The organism is Aeromonas sp. QDB23 (assembly GCF_027707745.1).
In the GTDB taxonomy this organism is placed as follows: domain Bacteria; phylum Pseudomonadota; class Gammaproteobacteria; order Enterobacterales; family Aeromonadaceae; genus Aeromonas; species Aeromonas allosaccharophila.
Window position 1 is genome coordinate 1 of sequence record NZ_JAPCJA010000074.1, and the last position, 17,360, is coordinate 17,360.

The window sequence follows — 17,360 nt, forward strand, 5'->3', positions numbered from 1 at the left end:
TAGGGCATGCTGTCGTGGCAAGCCCTCCAATGCCATATCGGCTCTTGAAGCTGGCTGAGGGTCATGGGTAATCAGGTTGATTTTTATGATTAAACGTTAATGGACTACGTTTTTTTATTGTGACATCTGACGGAGCTCCCCGTCTTTGCTGATGTCTTGCCTGCATAGCGGTAACGTGAGGCCAGAATGCTAAATGTGAGTGCCATTACTCTGGACGAAATCTCCCCCATCTGGGACGACGGTTTTCTTTCTCTGTCCAAAACCCTGCTGTCGGCAGTCACCCTCGACGACTTTATAAAAAAACTCAACAAGATCGATGCCTGTTTTGGCGGCGTGACCCGGGTCAACCTGATCCTCAATATGGGTGCGGACGAGGAGGCCATCGTCTATTTCATGGGCGCGATCGGCCCAAAGCATCTGGTCTGCCCCAAGGCAGAGCTGCACGTCTCCCCCCGTCCTACCAAAGAAACCCCGGAACAGGCCATCATTCTCGCTGCCGCCCGCTTTGAGAATCGCTGCCCGGCACTGGAGCGCGAAGGGATCTACGCGGGGCTGCGCTCCTACTGCCAGCTCCCCATCACCACCGCCCGCAGCCACCTTGGCGGGGTCGAGTTTATCAACACCCAGCTTGACAGCTTCACCATGGAGACACTCGCCAAGCTGACCCAGCTGGCGGCCATTATCGCCATTGCGCTGGAGAACGTGCTCGACAAGGAGCGTACCCTGGAGCAGGCCAACTCCCTGCGCCTTGAGCGCGACAGCTGCAAAATTCTGGTGGATGTGACTAATGCGGTGATCAAACTGGTGCGCATCGCCGAGCTGCCCAAGAGTCTGTTTGCCATCCTGCAGCACCACTTCGGTATCAGCAGCTTGTGTCTGGCGGAGTACAACGCCACCTCCGACAGCTTCAAGAGCTATCTGGTCAATCAGCATCAGAGCGACGAGCCGGGCATCATCGATCACTCCTGTTTCGAGAAGAAGTGCCTGCAGGGGGCCCTTGGTCACAGCGAGCCGTTTTTCGTCTATCGCGAGCACGGTAACGGCTGCAGCAGTCGCTGCCGCTTTACCTCCCAGATCCTGCCGCTCGAGGCCGACAGCTCCTGCGTTTTGCCGCTGCGCTATCGGGGCAACCTGCTGGGGGTGTTGATCCTCTCGCACCCCCATGCTGACTTCTTTGCCGATATCGATATCTCCCTGCTGGAGCAGGTGGCGGCGCGCACGGCGATTGCCATGAACAACGTGCAGGCGCAGCAGGAGATCACCAACACCAACGGTGCCAAAGAGAAGACCATTCGCATCAACGAGCCGCAGATGCAGGGGGAGTTCCCCCATATCATCTACCAGAGCGCGGTGATGGAGAGCGTGCTGGAGAAGGTGCGGCTGGTGGCCGAGAGCGACAGTACCGTGCTGATCCTCGGCGAGACCGGCACCGGCAAGGAGCTGATCGCCCAGGCCATTCACGCCCTGAGTGCCCGCCACGATCACGAGATGGTGAAGGTGAACTGCGCCGCCATCCCCACCGGCCTTATCGAGAGCGATCTGTTCGGCCACGAGAAGGGGGCCTTTACCGGCGCCCTGACCCAGCGTATCGGCCGCTTCGAGCGCGCCCACAAGGGCACCCTGTTCCTCGACGAAGTGGGGGATATGCCGCTGGATCTGCAGCCGAAACTCTTGCGGGTATTGCAGGAGCACGAGCTGGAGCGGGTGGGCAACAGCAACCCCATCGCGGTGGATGTGCGACTGGTGGCCGCCACCAACTGCGATCTGCTCTCCATGGTCAAGAACAAGCGTTTCAGAAGCGACCTCTACTACCGCCTCAACGTCTTTCCCATCGAGCTGCCGCCGCTGCGGGAGCGGCGCGAGGACATTCCGCTGCTGGTCAATTTCTTTATCAAAAAGATCGCCAAGCGGATGCGCCGCACCATCACCTCGATCCCCGCCGATGCCATGAAGATGCTGGTGTCACTGCCCTGGTATGGCAATATTCGCGAGCTGGAGAACGTCATCGAGCGCGCCGTGGTGATGACTCGTGGCCATGTGCTCAACCTCTCGCCGGATGAGCTGATGCCGCTCAAGGGCTACCACAAGATTGAGACCCTGGTTTATGACGAGCCCGCTTCTCCGCTCTTTGTCGAGGAGGGGCCGATTGATGAGCGCGAGGCGATCATCGCCGCCCTGCGCGACTGCAACGGCATCGTCGCTGGCGAGCGGGGGGCGGCCAACCGCCTTGGCATGAAGCGCACCACCTTGCTGTCGAAAATGAAGCGGCTCGGCATTTCGGCCCGGGATCCCGAGATCATTGACGGGGTCGCACCATGAGAGAGCTACTTGAGCTTGAGGCGCGTGATGAGCTTAGCGAGCTGAGAAAACAGAACGAACAGAACGAACTGGCCCGCTGCGCCATCCACCGCGAGGTGGTGCACTACCGTGCCGATACACTGACCTGCGACAGCGAGATGGCGCTGCCCTCCGAGACGCCGGTGGCGCTGGTCTATAACGGTATCGCCCACAGCGTGATGATGTGTTCGGCCTCCGATCTCGAGGATTTCGCGATCGGGTTTTCGCTATCCGAGGGGATCATCGACAGCCTGCTCGATATCCACGACATCGAGCAGGTTGACGGCTGTCAGGGGATTGAGCTGCACATTACGTTGGCCAATCGCTGCGTCCATCGCCTCAAAGAGAAGCGGCGCACCATGGCGGGCCGCACCGGTTGCGGCATCTGTGGCAGCGAGAGTCTGGAGCAGGTGATCCGCACCCAGCCAGTGCTGCCCGACAGCCAGCGTCTGGACGTGGGCCATATCGACAAGGTGCTGAGCGCGCTGCGCCCGCTCCAGCTATTGGGTCAGCGCACCGGCGCCACCCATGCGGCGGTGCATCTGGATAGTGCGGGCAATATTCTCGCCATTCGCGAGGATGTGGGGCGCCATATCGCGCTGGATAAGCTGGTGGGCCATCTGTGCCGCACTGGCCGCCGTGACGGCGCCATTCTGGTGACCAGCCGCGCCAGCTTCGAGATGGTGCAAAAGTGCGCCAGCGCCGGGGTGGAGATCCTGCTCGCCATCTCCGCCGCAACTGAATTGGCAGTCGAGCGGGCCGAGCAGACAGGGCTGACGCTGGTGGGCTTTTGCCGCCCCGGTCGGGCTGAGATCTACAGCGGTTGTCAGCGTATCCTGCTTAAGTGAACACATACGTGAGAGCAAGGCCGTGAACCCGCTAAACGGGGCACGAAAACTGACAATGAAAAAGGGCGGGGAGTGTGACTCCCCGCCCTTGTTGTTTCTGCTGCTGTGGCGGATTAGCGCGCCAGCAGGATACGCAACATGCGGCGCAGCGGCTCGGCGGCACCCCACAGCAGTTGGTCACCCACGGTAAAGGCAGCCAGATACTCCGGGCCCATATTGAGCTTGCGCAGACGGCCAACCGGAATGCTGAGGGTGCCGGTGACGGCGGCCGGCGTCAGCTCGCGGGCGGTGATGTCGCGATCGTTGGGGATCACTTTCACCCAGTCGTTGTGGGCAGCCAGCAGGGATTCGATCTCCGCCAGCGGCACATCCTTCTTCAGCTTGATGGTGAACGCCTGGCTGTGGCAGCGCAGGGCGCCGATCCGCACACACAGACCATCCACCGGAATGACGGCGTTTTCGATACCCAGGATCTTGTTGGTCTCGGCCTGACCCTTCCACTCTTCACGGCTCTGGCCGTTGTCGAGCTTGGTGTCGATCCAGGGGATAAGGCCACCGGCCAGCGGCACGCCGAAGTTGTCCACCGGCAGGGTGCCGGAGCGGGTCTTCTCGGTGATCTTGCGCTCGATATCGAGGATGGCGGAGGCAGGGTCTGCAAGCTCGACCGCCACTTCGTCACGCAGCATCCCCATCTGGGTAACCAGCTCGCGCATATGACGGGCACCGCCACCGGAGGCCGCCTGATAGGTGGCGACACTGACCCACTCCACCAGATCGGCCTTGAACAGGCCGCCGAGGGCCAGCAGCATCAGGCTGACGGTGCAGTTGCCGCCCACGAAGGTCTTGATGCCATCGTTCAGGGCCTGCTCAATCACGTCGCCGTTGACCGGATCCAGAATGATGACGGCGTCCTTCTCCATCCGCAGGGAGGAGGCGGCGTCAATCCAGTAACCCTGCCAGCCAGCGGCTTTCAGGCGCGGATAGACATCCTTGGTGTAGTCGCCGCCTTGGGCGGTGATGATGATATCCTGCTTGGCCAGCGCCTCGATATCGAAGGCGTCTTGCAGGGTACCGGCATCGACGCCGAAGTTGGGTGCGGCCTCACCGGCCTGGGAGGTGGTGAAGAATGTGGGTTGAATATGGGCGAAATCCTGCTCTTCCTGCATCCGGCTCATCAGAACCGATCCCACCATGCCACGCCAACCGACCAAACCTACTTTTTTCATATTGTCCTACCCTGGATTGCTGCTAAAGAAACTCGCGGTGACACCCGTAACCCCTTGTCTGGCGACGCCTGTTTACAAGCGGTTTACAGGCCATTTAAAAAATATGCGCTGCGAAAAATGCGTCTATCCACATTACGGATTGTGGCGGCGGGCGCAAGTCGAATTGCGCAATATTCTATGCCATTTGCTGCATTAACCGGCAGGGAGAGTACCGCCCGGGCAGGTGGGCAGGGAGAAGGTCAACATCAGACGAAAAGGCCACCGGTTATGGCGGTGGCCTGTCAATAAAGCGGTTGAAACAGCCCGACAGCGTGGGCGCTTAGCCGTAACGGGCCAGAGTCAGCCCCTCGTCGCTGATGGCAGGCTCGCTGCCGCTGATGAGATCGCACAGAAGCTGACCCGAACCGGCAGCCATGGTCCAGCCCAGCGTGCCGTGGCCGGTGTTGAGCCAGAGGCCGGGAATGGGGCTCGGCCCTACCAGCGGGGTGCCGTCCGGCGTCATGGGGCGCAGGCCGGTCCAGAATTCGGCCTTGCTGATATCGCCCCCTTCGGGGAAGAGATCCCCCACCACCATCGCCAGAGTGTCGTGGCGTCTGGGGTTGAGGGCTAGGTTGTAGCCTGACAGCTCCGCCATGCCGCCGACCCGGATCCGCTCATCGAAACGGGTGATGGCCACCTTGTAGGTCTCGTCGAGCACGGTACTGCGCGGCGCCGCCTCGGCGTTGATCATCGGCAGAGTGAGGGAGTAGCCCTTGACCGGATAGACCGGCAGCTCCAGCCCGAGCGGGCGCAGCAGCGGCCGTAAAAAGCCGGTGGCATAGCTGCCCAGCGCACAGACGATGGCATCGGCGCGATAGCGCTGCTCGCCCGCCCGCACCGCCACGGCGCGGCTCCGGGCAACCTCAATCTCGTCGATATCGCAGTTGGAGACGAACTTGACCCCGAGCTTCTCTGCTTCAAGGGCAAGGGCCTTGGTGAAGCGGAAGCAGTCGCCAGTCTCGTCGCCGGGCATACGCAAGCCGCCAACGATTTTGCCGCGCACCCGCGCCAGCCCAGGCTCTGCCGCTTCGCAGCCGCTGGCATCGAGCGACTGGTAGGGGACGCCATACTCCTCCAGCACCTCGATGTCGCGTTTGCTGGCATCGAGCTGGGATTGGCTGCGAAACAGCTGCAGGGTGCCGAGCTGGCGCCCTTCGTAATCGATGCTCAGCTCGTCGCGCAGCAGCTTCATGCAGTCGCGGCTGTATTCGGCCAGACGCACCATGCGTCCCTTGTTGGTGGCATAGGCGGTCGGGGTGCAGTTGGCGAGCATTCTGAGCATCCAGCGCAGCTGGAAAGGGTCGGCAGTGGGGCGCACGGTGAAGGGAGCATGCTTTTGCAGCATCCACTTGGCGGCCTTGAGCGGGATGCCGGGGGCTGCCCAAGGGGCCGCATAACCCGGGGATATCTGCCCGGCGTTGGCATGGCTGGTTTCAAGGGCGACGCCACCCTGCCGCTCCAGCAAGGTCACCTTGTGACCCGCTTTGGCCAGATACCAGGCGCTGGTTACCCCGATCACGCCGCCACCGAGAACCACTATCTCCATATCGTCTTTCCTTGACTGATCTCCTGATGTGGCCACCACCATAATCAGCCGCCACAGGATATTCAACCGCTCTGCGCAGGATTGGGATCTCCGTCTGCTTGCCTGTCACAAGCTGGTGTTTGGTGCGATAACGCGTCTGATTGCCAGCGTAAAGCACTGTGCTGTTGTCAGGGGCATGTGTCAGGGGGCATGGCCCGCTTACAACTGCTCCAGCTGGATCAGGTACTGCTCCGCCGTCGCCAGAATGGACTGCTGCTGCGCTGCGGCTTGGCCATCCCAGTTGGCATAGGGGAGGGCGAGGCGGGGATTGCCGCCAAGTTTGTCCCGATTGCGCCAGAGAAAGTGCCAGTAGAGGCTGTTGAAGGGGCAACTTCCGTCGCCGTGGCGGGCTTTGACCTGATAGTGGCACCCCTTGCAGTAGTGGCCCATCCGCTCGAGATAAGCGCCGCTGCTGGCGTAGGGCTTGCTGCCCATCAGGCCGCCGTCGGCAAACTGGCTCATGCCGCGGGTGTTGGGTAGCTCCACCCATTCGATGGCATCCACATAGATGCCGAGATACCAGGCATCCACCTCGTCAGGATCGATCCCCGCCAGCAGGGTAAAGTTGCCGGTCACCATCAGCCGCTGGATATGGTGGGCGTAACCGTGCTCAAGTGATTGATTTATGGCGTGGCGCACGCAGGCCATCCTGGTTTCTCCATTCCAGAAAAAGCCGGGCAGCGGCCGGTCGGCCTCGAGAAAATTGGTCTGCTTGTAGTCGGGCATCTTTTCCCAGTAAAGGGCGCGGACAAACTCGCGCCAGCCGAGGATCTGGCGAATAAAGCCCTCCACCTGTGCCAGGGTGATGGTGGCCTGATTGGCCTGCCAGTGGGATTCGGCGGCGCGGATCACCTCAAGCGGATGAAGCATCTTGCTGTTGAGGGAAAACGACAAGCGGCTGTGAAACAGGCTCCAGCCCCGCTCGCTCGGGGCATCCTGATAGCGGCCAAAGTGCGGCAGGCAGTGTGCCAGAAAATGGGCCAGTAGCTCGCGGCTCAGGCGCCTTGTGATGGGCCATGGTAGGGCGCTGGCATCCGCCTCGCCGATGGTGCTGACCCCGTGGCGGGTCAGCATGGCGTCAATCTCGCTCACCTCGTTGGCAAAGGTGAGGGGCGTCGGGATCGGCTGGCTCGCCGGCAGTTTGGCGCGATTCTCGTCATCAAAATTCCAGCGCCCGCCAAGGGGTTGGCCGCGCTCATCGAGCAGCACCCTGTATTGCTTTCGCAGGGCGCGGTAGAAGAACTCCATCCTGCTGTGGGGATAGCGCTGCCAGCCATCGCGGGGGGTGAGAAAATGTTCGCTCTCCACCTCGGTAGCAGGGATGGCAAGGCCCGCCGCCCAGCTTTTCAACTGGCTGGCGAGGCGCCACTCGTCCGGGCCCTGCCAGGCAAAGCTGTCGGCCTGATGTGCTTCGAGCTGAGCTGCCAGCAAGCCGGGCAAATCGGGCCAGCGGGCGCTCTCATCGAGGGTCAGGTAACAGACGCGGTGGCCCGCTTGGGTGAGTGCCGCTGCGAAGGCGCGCATGGCGGCAAAGAAGGCCAGCACCTTCTGGCGATGGTGGCGGCAGTAGTCGGTCTCCTGGCGAAGCTCTGCCATCAGATAACAGACCGCTGGATCCGGGGTGCGAAACCAGCTGTGAGCGGCGTTCAGCTGATCGCCGAGAATCAGGCGCAGCTCCATCAGACTGGCTCCCCATTATGTTGCTGCCTGCTGTGACGAGCGTGGCGACAGCGCTCGCTGTAGTAGCGAACCGCCTCCCAACTGCGTGCCCACTTGCGCCGCCAGCTGAAGGGGCGCTGGCAGACGGGGCAGATCTTTTCGGGCAGATGGGGTTTGCGATGCATGGGTCTTCCAGCTGTGGGCAACGAGGTAGCGTGAACGGGGTCAATTCAACGGGATAACAGCTTAACGAAGCGGGGCGCCTCGTGGATCATCGAGAATCGCGTCGGGTCGAGTGAGTGCGCACTTTGTGAGCGGGCGCACAGCCCGTCGGTGCGCCCCTTGTTTGCCAATTAACCTACCGCTAACGTGGCGAGGCTGCCCGCTGGCAGCACCCATCAATGGATCTTATTGGCCACCGACTGTTTACAACCGATATGGAGGGGAGTGATGCCAATCATGACAGCTACGCCCCGGGCAGCTTGCCTGCTCGCCCACTGGTATACCCGGGATCCCATTCTCACCTTCGATTTTCCTCACCGCTGATTGGCGGCACCCGCCGTTTGAATTTGTCAGCCGGACGACCCTGATCGCCCCGGCCTCTTTGCCAATCCCTGATTTAAACACGCTGGCCTTACGCCGGTGAGGAGTCTTTTATGCGTCGTATACCCGAGCCGTTTCGTATCAAGATGGTCGAACCCATCAAACAGACCACTGGCGCCGAGCGCCGCGCCGCCCTTGAGGCCGCTGGCTGGAACCCCTTCCTGCTGCTGGCCGAAGATGTCTATATCGATCTGCTGACCGACAGCGGCACCGGTGCCATGTCCGATCGCCAGTGGGCCGGTATCATGATGGGGGATGAGGCCTATGCGGGCAGCCGCAACTTCGTCGAGCTGGAGCGCGCGGTGCGCGAGATCTTTGGCTACCAGCATGTGATGCCCACCCACCAGGGGCGCGGGGCGGAGCAGATCCTCTTCCCCGAGCTGGTCAAACGCTGCAAGGGCAAGGCGCCGGTCTTTATCTCCAACTATCACTTCGACACCACCAAGGCCCATGTGGAGTTGGCTGGCGCGCGGGCCATCAACCTGCTCACCCCGAAAGCCCTCGACACCACGGCTCCTTATGCGTGGAAGGGGGATTTTGATCTCGGTCGCCTGAGCGACACCATCGAAACCCTGGGGGCCGACAACGTGGCCGGTGTCATCATCACGGTGACCTGCAACAGCGCCGGTGGTCAGCCGGTCTCCATGGCGAATATGCAGGCAGTCTCTGAGCTGGCCCGTCGCCACCATATTCCGGTGGTGATCGATGCTGCCCGCTTCGCCGAGAACGCCTGGTTTATCAAGGAGCGGGACCCGGCCTATGCCAAGCACAGCATCAAGGAGATAGTGCGCCAGATGTTTGCGCTGGGGGACATCTTCACCATGTCGGCCAAGAAGGACGGGTTGGTCAATATCGGCGGGTTGTGTTGCTTTAAAGAGGATCTCGACCTGTTCCGCGCGGTGCAGGTGCGCTGCGTGGCGATGGAGGGGTTCGTCACCTACGGTGGCCTCGCCGGACGGGACATGGCTGCGCTTGCCATCGGCCTGCGCGAAGGGATGGATGAGGAGTATCTCACCTACCGCATCAGTCAGGTGGCTTATCTCGGTGAGCGGTTGGCCGAGGCGGGGATCCCCATCCAGACCCCCACCGGCGGCCATGCGGTCTTTGTCGATGCCAAGAAGCTGCTGCCCCATATTCCGGCCGAGCAGTTCCCGGCCCATGCGCTCGCCTGCGAGCTCTATCTGGAAGGGGGCGTGCGCGGGGTGGAGATTGGCTCCCTGCTGCTGGGGCGTGATCCCGTCACCGGCAAGCAGGAGGCGGCGGACTTTGAGCTGTTGCGCCTCACCATTCCACGCCGGGTCTACACCCGGGATCACATGGACTATGTTGCCGACTGCTTGATCGCGGTGAAAGCGCGGGCCAGCGACATTCGCGGGCTCACCTTTGACTACGAGCCACCGCTGCTGCGCCACTTTACCGCGCGGCTGAAACCGGTCTGATCAATAACCGGTTTGACGGGGTGATCAACCGCGCCAAACCGTGAAGAACAAGGGCCGTTCCCGGTTAAATGGCCAAGTAAAAAAGCCCCCGCACCAAGGTGCGGGGGCTTTCGTTTATCGAAGTAAAGCTGGGGTCAGACCGCCTGATATTCCAGCTCGACTGAGCCCAGTGCCTTGAGGGTGGACTGGGCGGAGTCACGCTGGCTGATCTGGCCGTTTTTGTTCTCCAGCAGCACCGCGCGGCGGATGGTGGCGAGATCTTCGCCGTTAAGCACCGCATGGGCGCAGGCCATCTGCATCGGCGGCAGGCTGGGGTTGAAGGCGGCGTTCTCGGCGTAGCGACCCGAGAAGATGCGGCCATCGGCAAACTTCAGTGCTACCGCGGCATAGCCCTGGCTGTAGGGGGCATAGCTTTGACGGGCGGCGGCCAGCGCGGCTTGCCAGAGCGGGTCTTCGCTTTGAAGCTGAAGCTCGGCGTGATCCTGCGGGCTCATCAGCGCATCGGTGATGTCGAGATCCGCCGGGCCAAACGAGTGGGGCAGGAAAGATTGCAGGGCGCTCAAGTCATCCGGCAGTGAGACTTTCAGGATCTTGGCAGTGCTCAGCTCGTTCATAAACTGACGGCAGTGGCCGCAGGGGGTGTAGTTGACGGTGATCTCGCTGATACCGGTCTCGCCGCCCAGCCAGGCGTTGGAGATGGCGGACTGCTCGGCGTGGACCGAGTGGAACAGACCTTGCCCCGCAAACTCCATATTGGCGCCGAAGTACCAGCTGCCACTCAGGCCGCAGGCGATGGCACCGACGTAAAATTTGGAGATGGGCGCCACCGAGCAGGCAGCGGCCAGCGGCAACAGGGCGAGGCGCAGGGCGCGATCATCGAGACCTGTGGCGGCTTTCAGGGTGGCGACTTGCTCCGGCGTGAAGCGGGCGTTGAAGTCGGCACTATCCAGCATGGGCTGCACGGCTGCTTTGAGCGGGGCAGAGAGGGTATCGAATGGCTTGGCAAAACGGGGATGCATAGTGTGTCCTCAAAGGCCAATTGGGCGGCCATTGTAGGGAGCAAGCTCGGGTAAATGTGTGAGCAGGCTCACGCCCTGACGGGCAAACGGAGGGGGATGGTAATGGAAACGTTTGTCTTGTGCAAATTGTGCGGCAGGTCGCACCCCGAGAGGCCAGAAGGCCTGTCGGGGTGCTCAATCGGTGGTCAATAGGGTGATCAGATCAGCCAGTGATAGATGGCAAACAGCAGCGGGGCGACGGCAGCGGTGAGGATGCCGCACACCACCATGGCGAGCGATGCAAAGGCCCCCTGGGTGATCCCCTTCTCGGCGGAGGTGGCGGTGCCGATGGCGTGGGCACAGGCCCCCATGGCGAGCCCTTGCGCTTCCGGATCGGTCACTTTCAGCAGTTTGAGCAGCGGATAGCCGATCAGGGCGCCGACAATTCCCACTACCACCACCACGGCGGCGGCGATGGCGGGAATGCCGCCGATGGACTGGCTGACGCTCATGGCGAGCGGGGTGGTGATCGATTTGGTGGCAAGCGAAGCGAGCAGTGCCGGATCTGTGCCCATAAAATGACCGATCAGCAGGGTTGTGCACACCGAGATCAAGACGGAGGCGAGGGTACAGATTAGGATGGGCTTGAGCTTGGCCTGGATCTGGCGCGCCTGTTGATAGAGCGGCAGCGCCAGTGCCACTACTGCGGGTTCCAGCAGCATGGTAATGGGGCTGCTGCCGTGCTCGTACTGCTCAAGGGGCAGATCGAGCCAGAGTAGCAGGCCGATGATCACCGCGGTCGGCACCAGCACCGGATTGATGATGGGCCAGGGCAGGCGGCGATAGAGGGCTCGGGTGGCGAAATAGAGCGCGAGCGTTAAGGGAATGGCGAGCCAGAAGATCATTTGTTCATCCTCTGGTAGAGCCGACCGACGGTGGCGAGGATCAGCACGATCCCGAGCACGATGCAGAGCATGATGACGCCGAAGGATTGGCGCAGGGGCTCAAGCCAGGCCACCAGCCCGACTGCAACCGGCACGAACAAAACGCCCATGTGGCGCAGCAGCAAGCCAGCGCCCAGCTCGACCCAGTGCAGCTTGATCAGTTGCAGGGAGAGCAGCACAAACAGCAGCAGCATGCCGATGATGCTGCCGGGAAAGGCGAAGGGCAGGATGGCTGCCACGGTTTTGCCTGCCAGCAGGCAGGCGACGATGACCATAAAGTCACGAAGGTAAAGCAAGGCGCGTTGCGCGATCACGTGAGCCTCATCGACTGGGAAGAAAAATCGCAGTTTACCAGAGAGGCCGGGTCGCGGCATTAAAACAATAACAACTGAAATCAGTTCATTTGAAGCTGATTTGTATGGCGATGATCGGTTGAACAATCTTTTGAACATCGTCTGATAGAACCCTTTTTCGAACTACAAGGAGTAGTGATGACATCCCTCTTGTCCCGAGTTCGCCAGTTGGCGAACGATAACGCATTGCCCCCCCATCTGCTGCAAACCCGTCAGTGGGTAGGGCCTCTGTGCCGGGTGCGACTCGACAACACCGGCGCTGATGCCACCCCGGTTGACCACTGGGTGCTGTTTGACGGCAAGCTTGGCCTGCCGGTGGAGAGCGCCATCTATGGCGAAGGATTCCAGATGCTGGCCCAGACCATGGGTAGCTGGCAATCACCGCAACATGTCGGCCGTTGCCCCGATGCCAGCGTCTATCGCATCACCGATGACAACGGCTACCACACTATTCACAACCTGCTGCTGGTGGAGCATAACAAGGGGTGGCTGCTGCTCGCCTTTGCCAGCTGCCACCGTTTTGGTGGGGAGTTTCGTCTCTATCCTGATGGTCGCTTGCAGATCCTGATGAACTGCGAAGGGCGGGAACTCGCGGCTGGTGAGCACTGGCAGAGCGAGGCGCTGATCTGCCTTGAAGGGGCGGAGCGAGAAGATCTGCTGGCCGAACTCGCACAGCTGATCGAGGCCGAGCACGGCTCACTGATCGGCAAGGTGAGTGATCGTCCGAGCGGCTGGTGCTCCTGGTATCACTACTACGCGGATGTCAGTGCCGCCGATATTTGTGAAAACCTGCAGGTGCGTGCCAAGCGCTTCCCTGCCCTGCGTTATGTGCAGATCGACGACGGCTATCAGGCCAAAATGGGCGACTGGCTCACCCCGTCGGCCAAGTTTGAACAGGGGGTGGCATCACTGGCTGCGGAGATCAAACAGGCTGGCTGTGAGCCCGCTCTCTGGGTCGCTCCCTTTATTGCCGAGCCCGGTTCGCAGGTATTTCAGGATCACCCCGACTGGTTTGTGAAGGGGGATGACGGCCTGCCGCTCCCCTCCGAGCGGGTCACCTATGGCGGTTGGCGCTGCACCCCCTGGTATGTGCTGGATGGCACCCACCCCGAGGTGCAGGCGCACCTCGAGCGGGTGTTCCGTACCCTGCGCGAGCAGTGGGACATCCACTACTTCAAGCTCGATGCCAACTTCTGGGGCGCTATCCATGGTGGTCGATTCCACGATCCGGCCGCCACCCGGGTTGAAGCCTATCGGCGCGGCATGGCGGCCATCCTGCGTGGTGCAGGTGAAGGTGCTTTCCTGCTCGGTTGCAACGCCCCTATCTGGCCAAGCCTTGGGCTGGTGCACGGTATGCGGGTGAGTGACGATGTGGAGCGCAACGGCCACCGCTATCGCCAGATTGCCCGCGAGGCCTTCTGCCGCGCCTGGCAGAACGACAAGCTCTGGGCCCTCGACCCCGACTGCATCTGTCTGCGGGATCTGCCGAGCCAGCAGGCCAGCAAGGCTGAATACCGCTTCCATCTGGCTGCGCTGGTGGCGAGCGGCGGCATGATGCTGGCCGGGGACAGGCTGCAGGATCTTGACGAGGTACAGGCGGTGCAACTGCACAAGCTGCTGGAGCTCTGCGCGGCCCGGGCACCCTCTGCCCGTTTCGAGTCGATGGACTTTGCTTGCGGCGAAGTAAGCCTGCCAGAGGGAGGCACTCTGCTCTGCCTGTTCAACTGGGAGGGGCAACCACAGGAGTTTCTGCTGCCGGAAGGGGGAGCCGATTTTTGGCACGGGCAGGCTGTCGGCACGGCCGTGACCCTGCAAGGGGGCGAGGGGCGGGTGATCCACTACACCTGATCACTGCGTCACTACAAACAATTCAGGCTCCATCACGGAGCCTGAATTGTTTTCAATCACTAGCGTTAGTAACGCCACTCAAAGCCGATGGCGTATTTGGCGGAGCCATAGCCCGGGATGTCGCTGCCGGAGGCGATCGCCTTGAGGGTCAGCAATGGGGTGAGAGGAACCCCCAGACCGAAGCCGATGGCCAGCTGATCATTGGGGTTCCCCATCAGATCGACTCGCATCACCCGATAGAGGGACATATCCTCGCTCAGGTGTGTATACGCCTGTGACGCACGGTTATAGGCCTGACCAAATACTTCCAGCTGAAAACCTGACTGGGCACTGATGGCCAGCGGCACCCCGACAAACTTGTAGAGATGGGAACCGTTGAAGTAGCTGTTGGTGATCTGGGGAGTGAAGTCAGTCTGCTGGTAGAGGGTGCTGAAGTTGTGTTCGACGATGCGATAGGTCTGCTCCGGCAGGCGAGCAAGATAGTCCGGCACATCGAACCGGTATGCGGCGTTTGCTACCAGCGGCAGCAGGGTCAGTAATCCGAGCAATGCGTGGTGACGAGGCATCAGCAAATGGCTTCCGTTCGGCCAAACAGATCTCTTGCGTTTGGGACATTCGCCCTGAGTGTTGCAAGATATTGGTTTTTGGGGAAATCCCCTTCGTCATTATGACCTGAAGAAGGGGATGGGCGGGAAGGATTTATTGTGAAACTACTCACAACTCATAAATCTTCCAGATAGCGATAGAGACTCTTGAGAATCGCAAAGTTCCGTTCGTTACTCTGGTTCTGCTCTGCCAGCGCCTCGAGACGGGGCACATAGTCCGGCAGACGGCGGCTGAAGTAGTCGCTGCAGTGCAGGCGCCAGCGCTTCTGCTCCGCTTCGCTCAAGGTGTGTGGCCAGTTGCGGGCGCGGTAGCGAAACAGCATCTCCGGCAGCCGCGGATCGGTAAAGGCAAATTCCCGCTCACCCAGCAGATCCGCGGGGGTGGCGCGCACCAGATCCATTGTGGACTTGTCGCCGTGGCCAAAGAATCCGGCGTAGAGCTGGGTATCGGGGTCGCTGTCATTGCTGCCGGCAAACTCCTGATTGAACACCTCCACCAGTTTTTCCCGCACCTCGGGGTGGGCGCGCAGCAGATCCAGGCTCTTGCGGCACTGCTCCCGATCGATGCCCAGCTCATCGGCCCGCTCCGGTGTCAGGGTGGCGGCCGGTGCCAGCACCGGGCACTTGTTGATGTGCACCAGTTTGACCGGAATACCCGCCAGATCCCCCAGCTCCTCTTTCTTGGTGTAGAGCCGCTCGCGGATCTCCTCGCTGCTGAGTTCGATAAGCGGGGTAGGGTCGCGGGTGAGGTCCACCATGATCACCGCATTCTGGTTGGTGGGATGCCAGGCGAGCGGCGAAACCCAGCTCACGCACCCCTGCCAGGGGGAGAACATGCCGGAAACGTGCACCAGCGGCTTCATGGTCACCACGTCAATCAGCGCCTTCACCTTGTTCTTGTTGCGCAGCTCAAACAGGTAACCAAACAGCTTGGGTTGGGCTTTTTTTACCAGCTTGGCCATCTCGATGGTGGCCAGCACGTCCGAGAGCGCATCGTGGGCATTGGCGTGCGCCACGCCGTTGGCGACCGTCAGCTTCTCCAGCCTAAAACTCGGCTTGCCCTCATCGTCAAAGGCCCACTCTATCCCCTCCGGCCGCAGGGCATAGCAGGCCCGCAGCATATCGAGGATATCCCAGCGGGAGTTGCCGTTTTGCCAGCTGTAGGCATAGGGGTCATAGAAGTTGCGATAGAGGGTGTAGCGGGTCACTTCATCATCGAAGCGGATGCTGTTGTAGCCCAGCACACAGGTATTCGGAGTGGCGAACTGTTCATGGATCTGGCGAATGAAATCCGCTTCGCACAGCCCATCCTTCATCGCCTTTTGTGGCGTGATACCGGTAATGAGGCACGCCTCCGGATCCGGTAGATAGTCCGCCGGCGGCTTGCAATAAATCACCAGCGGCTCGCCAATGAGGTTGAAATCCGCATCGGTACGGATACCGGCAAACTGCGACGGTCTGTCCTTGGCGGGGCTGATGCCGAAGGTCTCGTAATCGTGGAAATAGAAGGTAGGATTTGTCTGCTGGTTCATTTCGTGGTTCTGAATTGTGTCTATATGCTTGAAAAACAAGTCGTTATACGGAGTGTTATCTCAGATTGTCTCACTTTGTCCGATCTTGATTCAGTCCGTTTCAGACCAATTTGGTACATATCTGTGTACACGTTAGGACGCGTTAATGTGTCAGTGAAAAATCAGATGACCAGTCACAGGAGAGTCATATGCCACTTACTGATACGAAGCTACGAGCCCTCTATGGTAAGCCCTACTTTGGCAAGACGGAATTGTCAGACCGTGATGGATTGTCAGCTCGGGTCACCGAGCGAGGCACCATCTCGTGGCAATATCGCTATCGCTGGCAAGGAAAAGCGGCGAGACTCAAAATTGGACGCTATCCCGACCTTAAACTCGCTGATGCCAGGGCGTTGATCCCTGCAATCCGTGGTGCACTTGAGCGTAATGAACATCCCAGAGTTTTCTGGGATAAGCTCCACCAGAAGCATGATGTCACACTGAAACAGTGCTGCGAGCATTTTCGTGAGCACCATCTGCCCAAGCTGCGCCCCCGTACGGTCATGCTCTATGAGCATACCATGCAGCGCTATTTCGAACCTCTGTTTATTGGTATTCCGGTTGAACAGATCCCGTTTTCGAGCTGGCTGGAGTGGTTTGATAAGATTGGCAAGAAAAAGCCGAAAAACGCAGGGCATTTATTGCGCAGGTTAAAATCCATTCTGAGTTTTTGTATTCGGCGTAATCTCATTGGCGGCTCCCCGGTGCTGCAATTACGCACCGAAGATGTGGGCTCTCAACCTGAGAGAGGCACTCGTGTGTTGACCATGCGTGAACTCGCTCAGATTTGGATTGCATTTGAACAGAGCAGGGCCAGCCGCGGATTAAAATTGGCAGCCAAATTGGTGATCCTGCTTGGCTGTCGCAGCGGCGAGGCATTGGGTGCACAGTGGAGTGAGTTCAATATGGAGGAGCAAATTTGGACGGTTCCCGCTGCTCGTGCCAAATGTGGGGCGCCAATACGTCGGCCTATTCCTAGTAGGGTGATGATGTTGTTGCAAGAAACGGCCGTGAGATCTCGGCTAAAGGGGGGACCTGTATGTCGCTCGCCGGTGAATCCAACGCAGTCACTGAGTAGCGCATCTCTCATCCAGCTAGCTGAGCGTGTGCGAGATAAACTGGAGCTGCCGTATTGGCGTATGCACGACATGCGTCGAACGTTGAGTACTCGCCTATCGGAAGAGCGCGTTATGCCACAGGTAACCGAGAAAATTCTTGGTCACAGGATGGCCAGGGCGGGAGCACACTTTGTTGATATTTTAACCAAAGAATAACTGAGCCCGATAGTCGTCATTCCAGCCGGCT

14 protein-coding genes are annotated in these 17,360 nt (G+C 60.4%); 5 read left to right on the forward strand and 9 right to left on the reverse strand.

Annotation, left to right across the window (positions count from 1 at the left end):
• The first annotated feature begins 186 nt into the window (after positions 1-186).
• Both PG888_RS20940 and fdhD read left to right on the forward strand, forming a co-directional pair.
• A complete protein-coding gene (locus PG888_RS20940) occupies positions 187-2,319 on the forward strand; it encodes a sigma 54-interacting transcriptional regulator (RefSeq protein ID WP_270694289.1) in 2,133 nt (710 codons plus the stop codon).
• On the forward strand, positions 2,316-3,185 hold the full coding sequence (gene fdhD, locus PG888_RS20945) for a formate dehydrogenase accessory sulfurtransferase FdhD (RefSeq protein WP_270694287.1): 870 nt from the start codon (positions 2,316-2,318) through the stop codon (positions 3,183-3,185). Before PG888_RS20940 ends, fdhD begins: the two co-directional genes overlap by 4 nt.
• A 113-nt stretch (positions 3,186-3,298) precedes the next feature.
• Here the strand turns inward: fdhD and asd are convergent, their stop codons facing one another.
• From asd to PG888_RS20965, 4 genes are all read right to left on the reverse strand, one after another.
• Positions 3,299-4,411, reverse strand: a complete 1,113-nt coding sequence (gene asd, locus PG888_RS20950; RefSeq protein ID WP_111806839.1) for an aspartate-semialdehyde dehydrogenase — start codon at positions 4,409-4,411, stop codon at positions 3,299-3,301.
• Between the two features lie 319 nt (positions 4,412-4,730).
• Positions 4,731-6,038: a D-amino acid dehydrogenase gene (locus tag PG888_RS20955; RefSeq protein ID WP_333563462.1), complete on the reverse strand. Its 1,308-nt coding sequence runs from the start codon at positions 6,036-6,038 to the stop codon at positions 4,731-4,733.
• Between the two features lie 156 nt (positions 6,039-6,194).
• Positions 6,195-7,715, reverse strand: a complete 1,521-nt coding sequence (locus PG888_RS20960) for a cryptochrome/photolyase family protein (RefSeq protein WP_270694280.1) — start codon at positions 7,713-7,715, stop codon at positions 6,195-6,197.
• Positions 7,715-7,879, reverse strand: coding sequence for a DUF2256 domain-containing protein (locus tag PG888_RS20965; protein ID WP_270694278.1), 165 nt, complete (start codon positions 7,877-7,879; stop codon positions 7,715-7,717). The genes PG888_RS20960 and PG888_RS20965 overlap by 1 nt, the downstream gene beginning before the upstream one ends.
• Before the next feature lie 471 nt (positions 7,880-8,350).
• Between PG888_RS20965 and PG888_RS20970 the strand changes: the two genes are divergently transcribed.
• Complete coding sequence (locus PG888_RS20970; protein WP_270694276.1) at positions 8,351-9,736, forward strand: tryptophanase; 1,386 nt, start codon at positions 8,351-8,353, stop codon at positions 9,734-9,736.
• 134 nt (positions 9,737-9,870) lie between these two features.
• Here PG888_RS20970 and cdd read toward each other — a convergent pair whose 3' ends face one another.
• The 3 genes from cdd to PG888_RS20985 all read right to left on the reverse strand — a co-directional run bounded on the left by cdd (position 9,871) and on the right by PG888_RS20985 (position 11,992).
• Positions 9,871-10,755: a cytidine deaminase gene (gene cdd / locus PG888_RS20975; protein WP_182937569.1), complete on the reverse strand. Its 885-nt coding sequence runs from the start codon at positions 10,753-10,755 to the stop codon at positions 9,871-9,873.
• A gap of 197 nt (positions 10,756-10,952) precedes the next feature.
• Positions 10,953-11,639 (reverse strand): LrgB family protein, encoded by a 687-nt coding sequence (locus tag PG888_RS20980; protein WP_182934066.1) that lies wholly within the window; start codon positions 11,637-11,639, stop codon positions 10,953-10,955.
• The gene (locus PG888_RS20985) at positions 11,636-11,992 is read right to left on the reverse strand and encodes a CidA/LrgA family protein (protein WP_101347227.1); all 357 of its coding nucleotides are present in this window, start codon (positions 11,990-11,992) and stop codon (positions 11,636-11,638) included. Before PG888_RS20985 ends, PG888_RS20980 begins: the two co-directional genes overlap by 4 nt.
• Before the next feature lie 177 nt (positions 11,993-12,169).
• Here PG888_RS20985 and PG888_RS20990 point away from each other — a divergent pair, with 177 nt between their 5' ends.
• On the forward strand, positions 12,170-13,879 hold the full coding sequence (locus PG888_RS20990) for a glycoside hydrolase family 36 protein (protein WP_270694271.1): 1,710 nt from the start codon (positions 12,170-12,172) through the stop codon (positions 13,877-13,879).
• Positions 13,880-13,944: 65 nt separating this feature from the next.
• On the opposite strand, the gene PG888_RS20995 is transcribed toward PG888_RS20990, so the two are convergent.
• Both PG888_RS20995 and sbcB read right to left on the reverse strand, forming a co-directional pair.
• A complete protein-coding gene (locus PG888_RS20995) occupies positions 13,945-14,445 on the reverse strand; it encodes a hypothetical protein (RefSeq protein ID WP_042658279.1) in 501 nt (166 codons plus the stop codon).
• Between the two features lie 155 nt (positions 14,446-14,600).
• The gene (gene sbcB, locus PG888_RS21000) at positions 14,601-16,016 is read right to left on the reverse strand and encodes an exodeoxyribonuclease I (RefSeq protein ID WP_270694269.1); all 1,416 of its coding nucleotides are present in this window, start codon (positions 16,014-16,016) and stop codon (positions 14,601-14,603) included.
• 188 nt (positions 16,017-16,204) lie between these two features.
• Between sbcB and PG888_RS21005 the strand changes: the two genes are divergently transcribed.
• Positions 16,205-17,329, forward strand: coding sequence for a tyrosine-type recombinase/integrase (locus PG888_RS21005; RefSeq protein ID WP_270694268.1), 1,125 nt, complete (start codon positions 16,205-16,207; stop codon positions 17,327-17,329).
• The last annotated feature ends 31 nt before the right edge of the window (positions 17,330-17,360 follow it).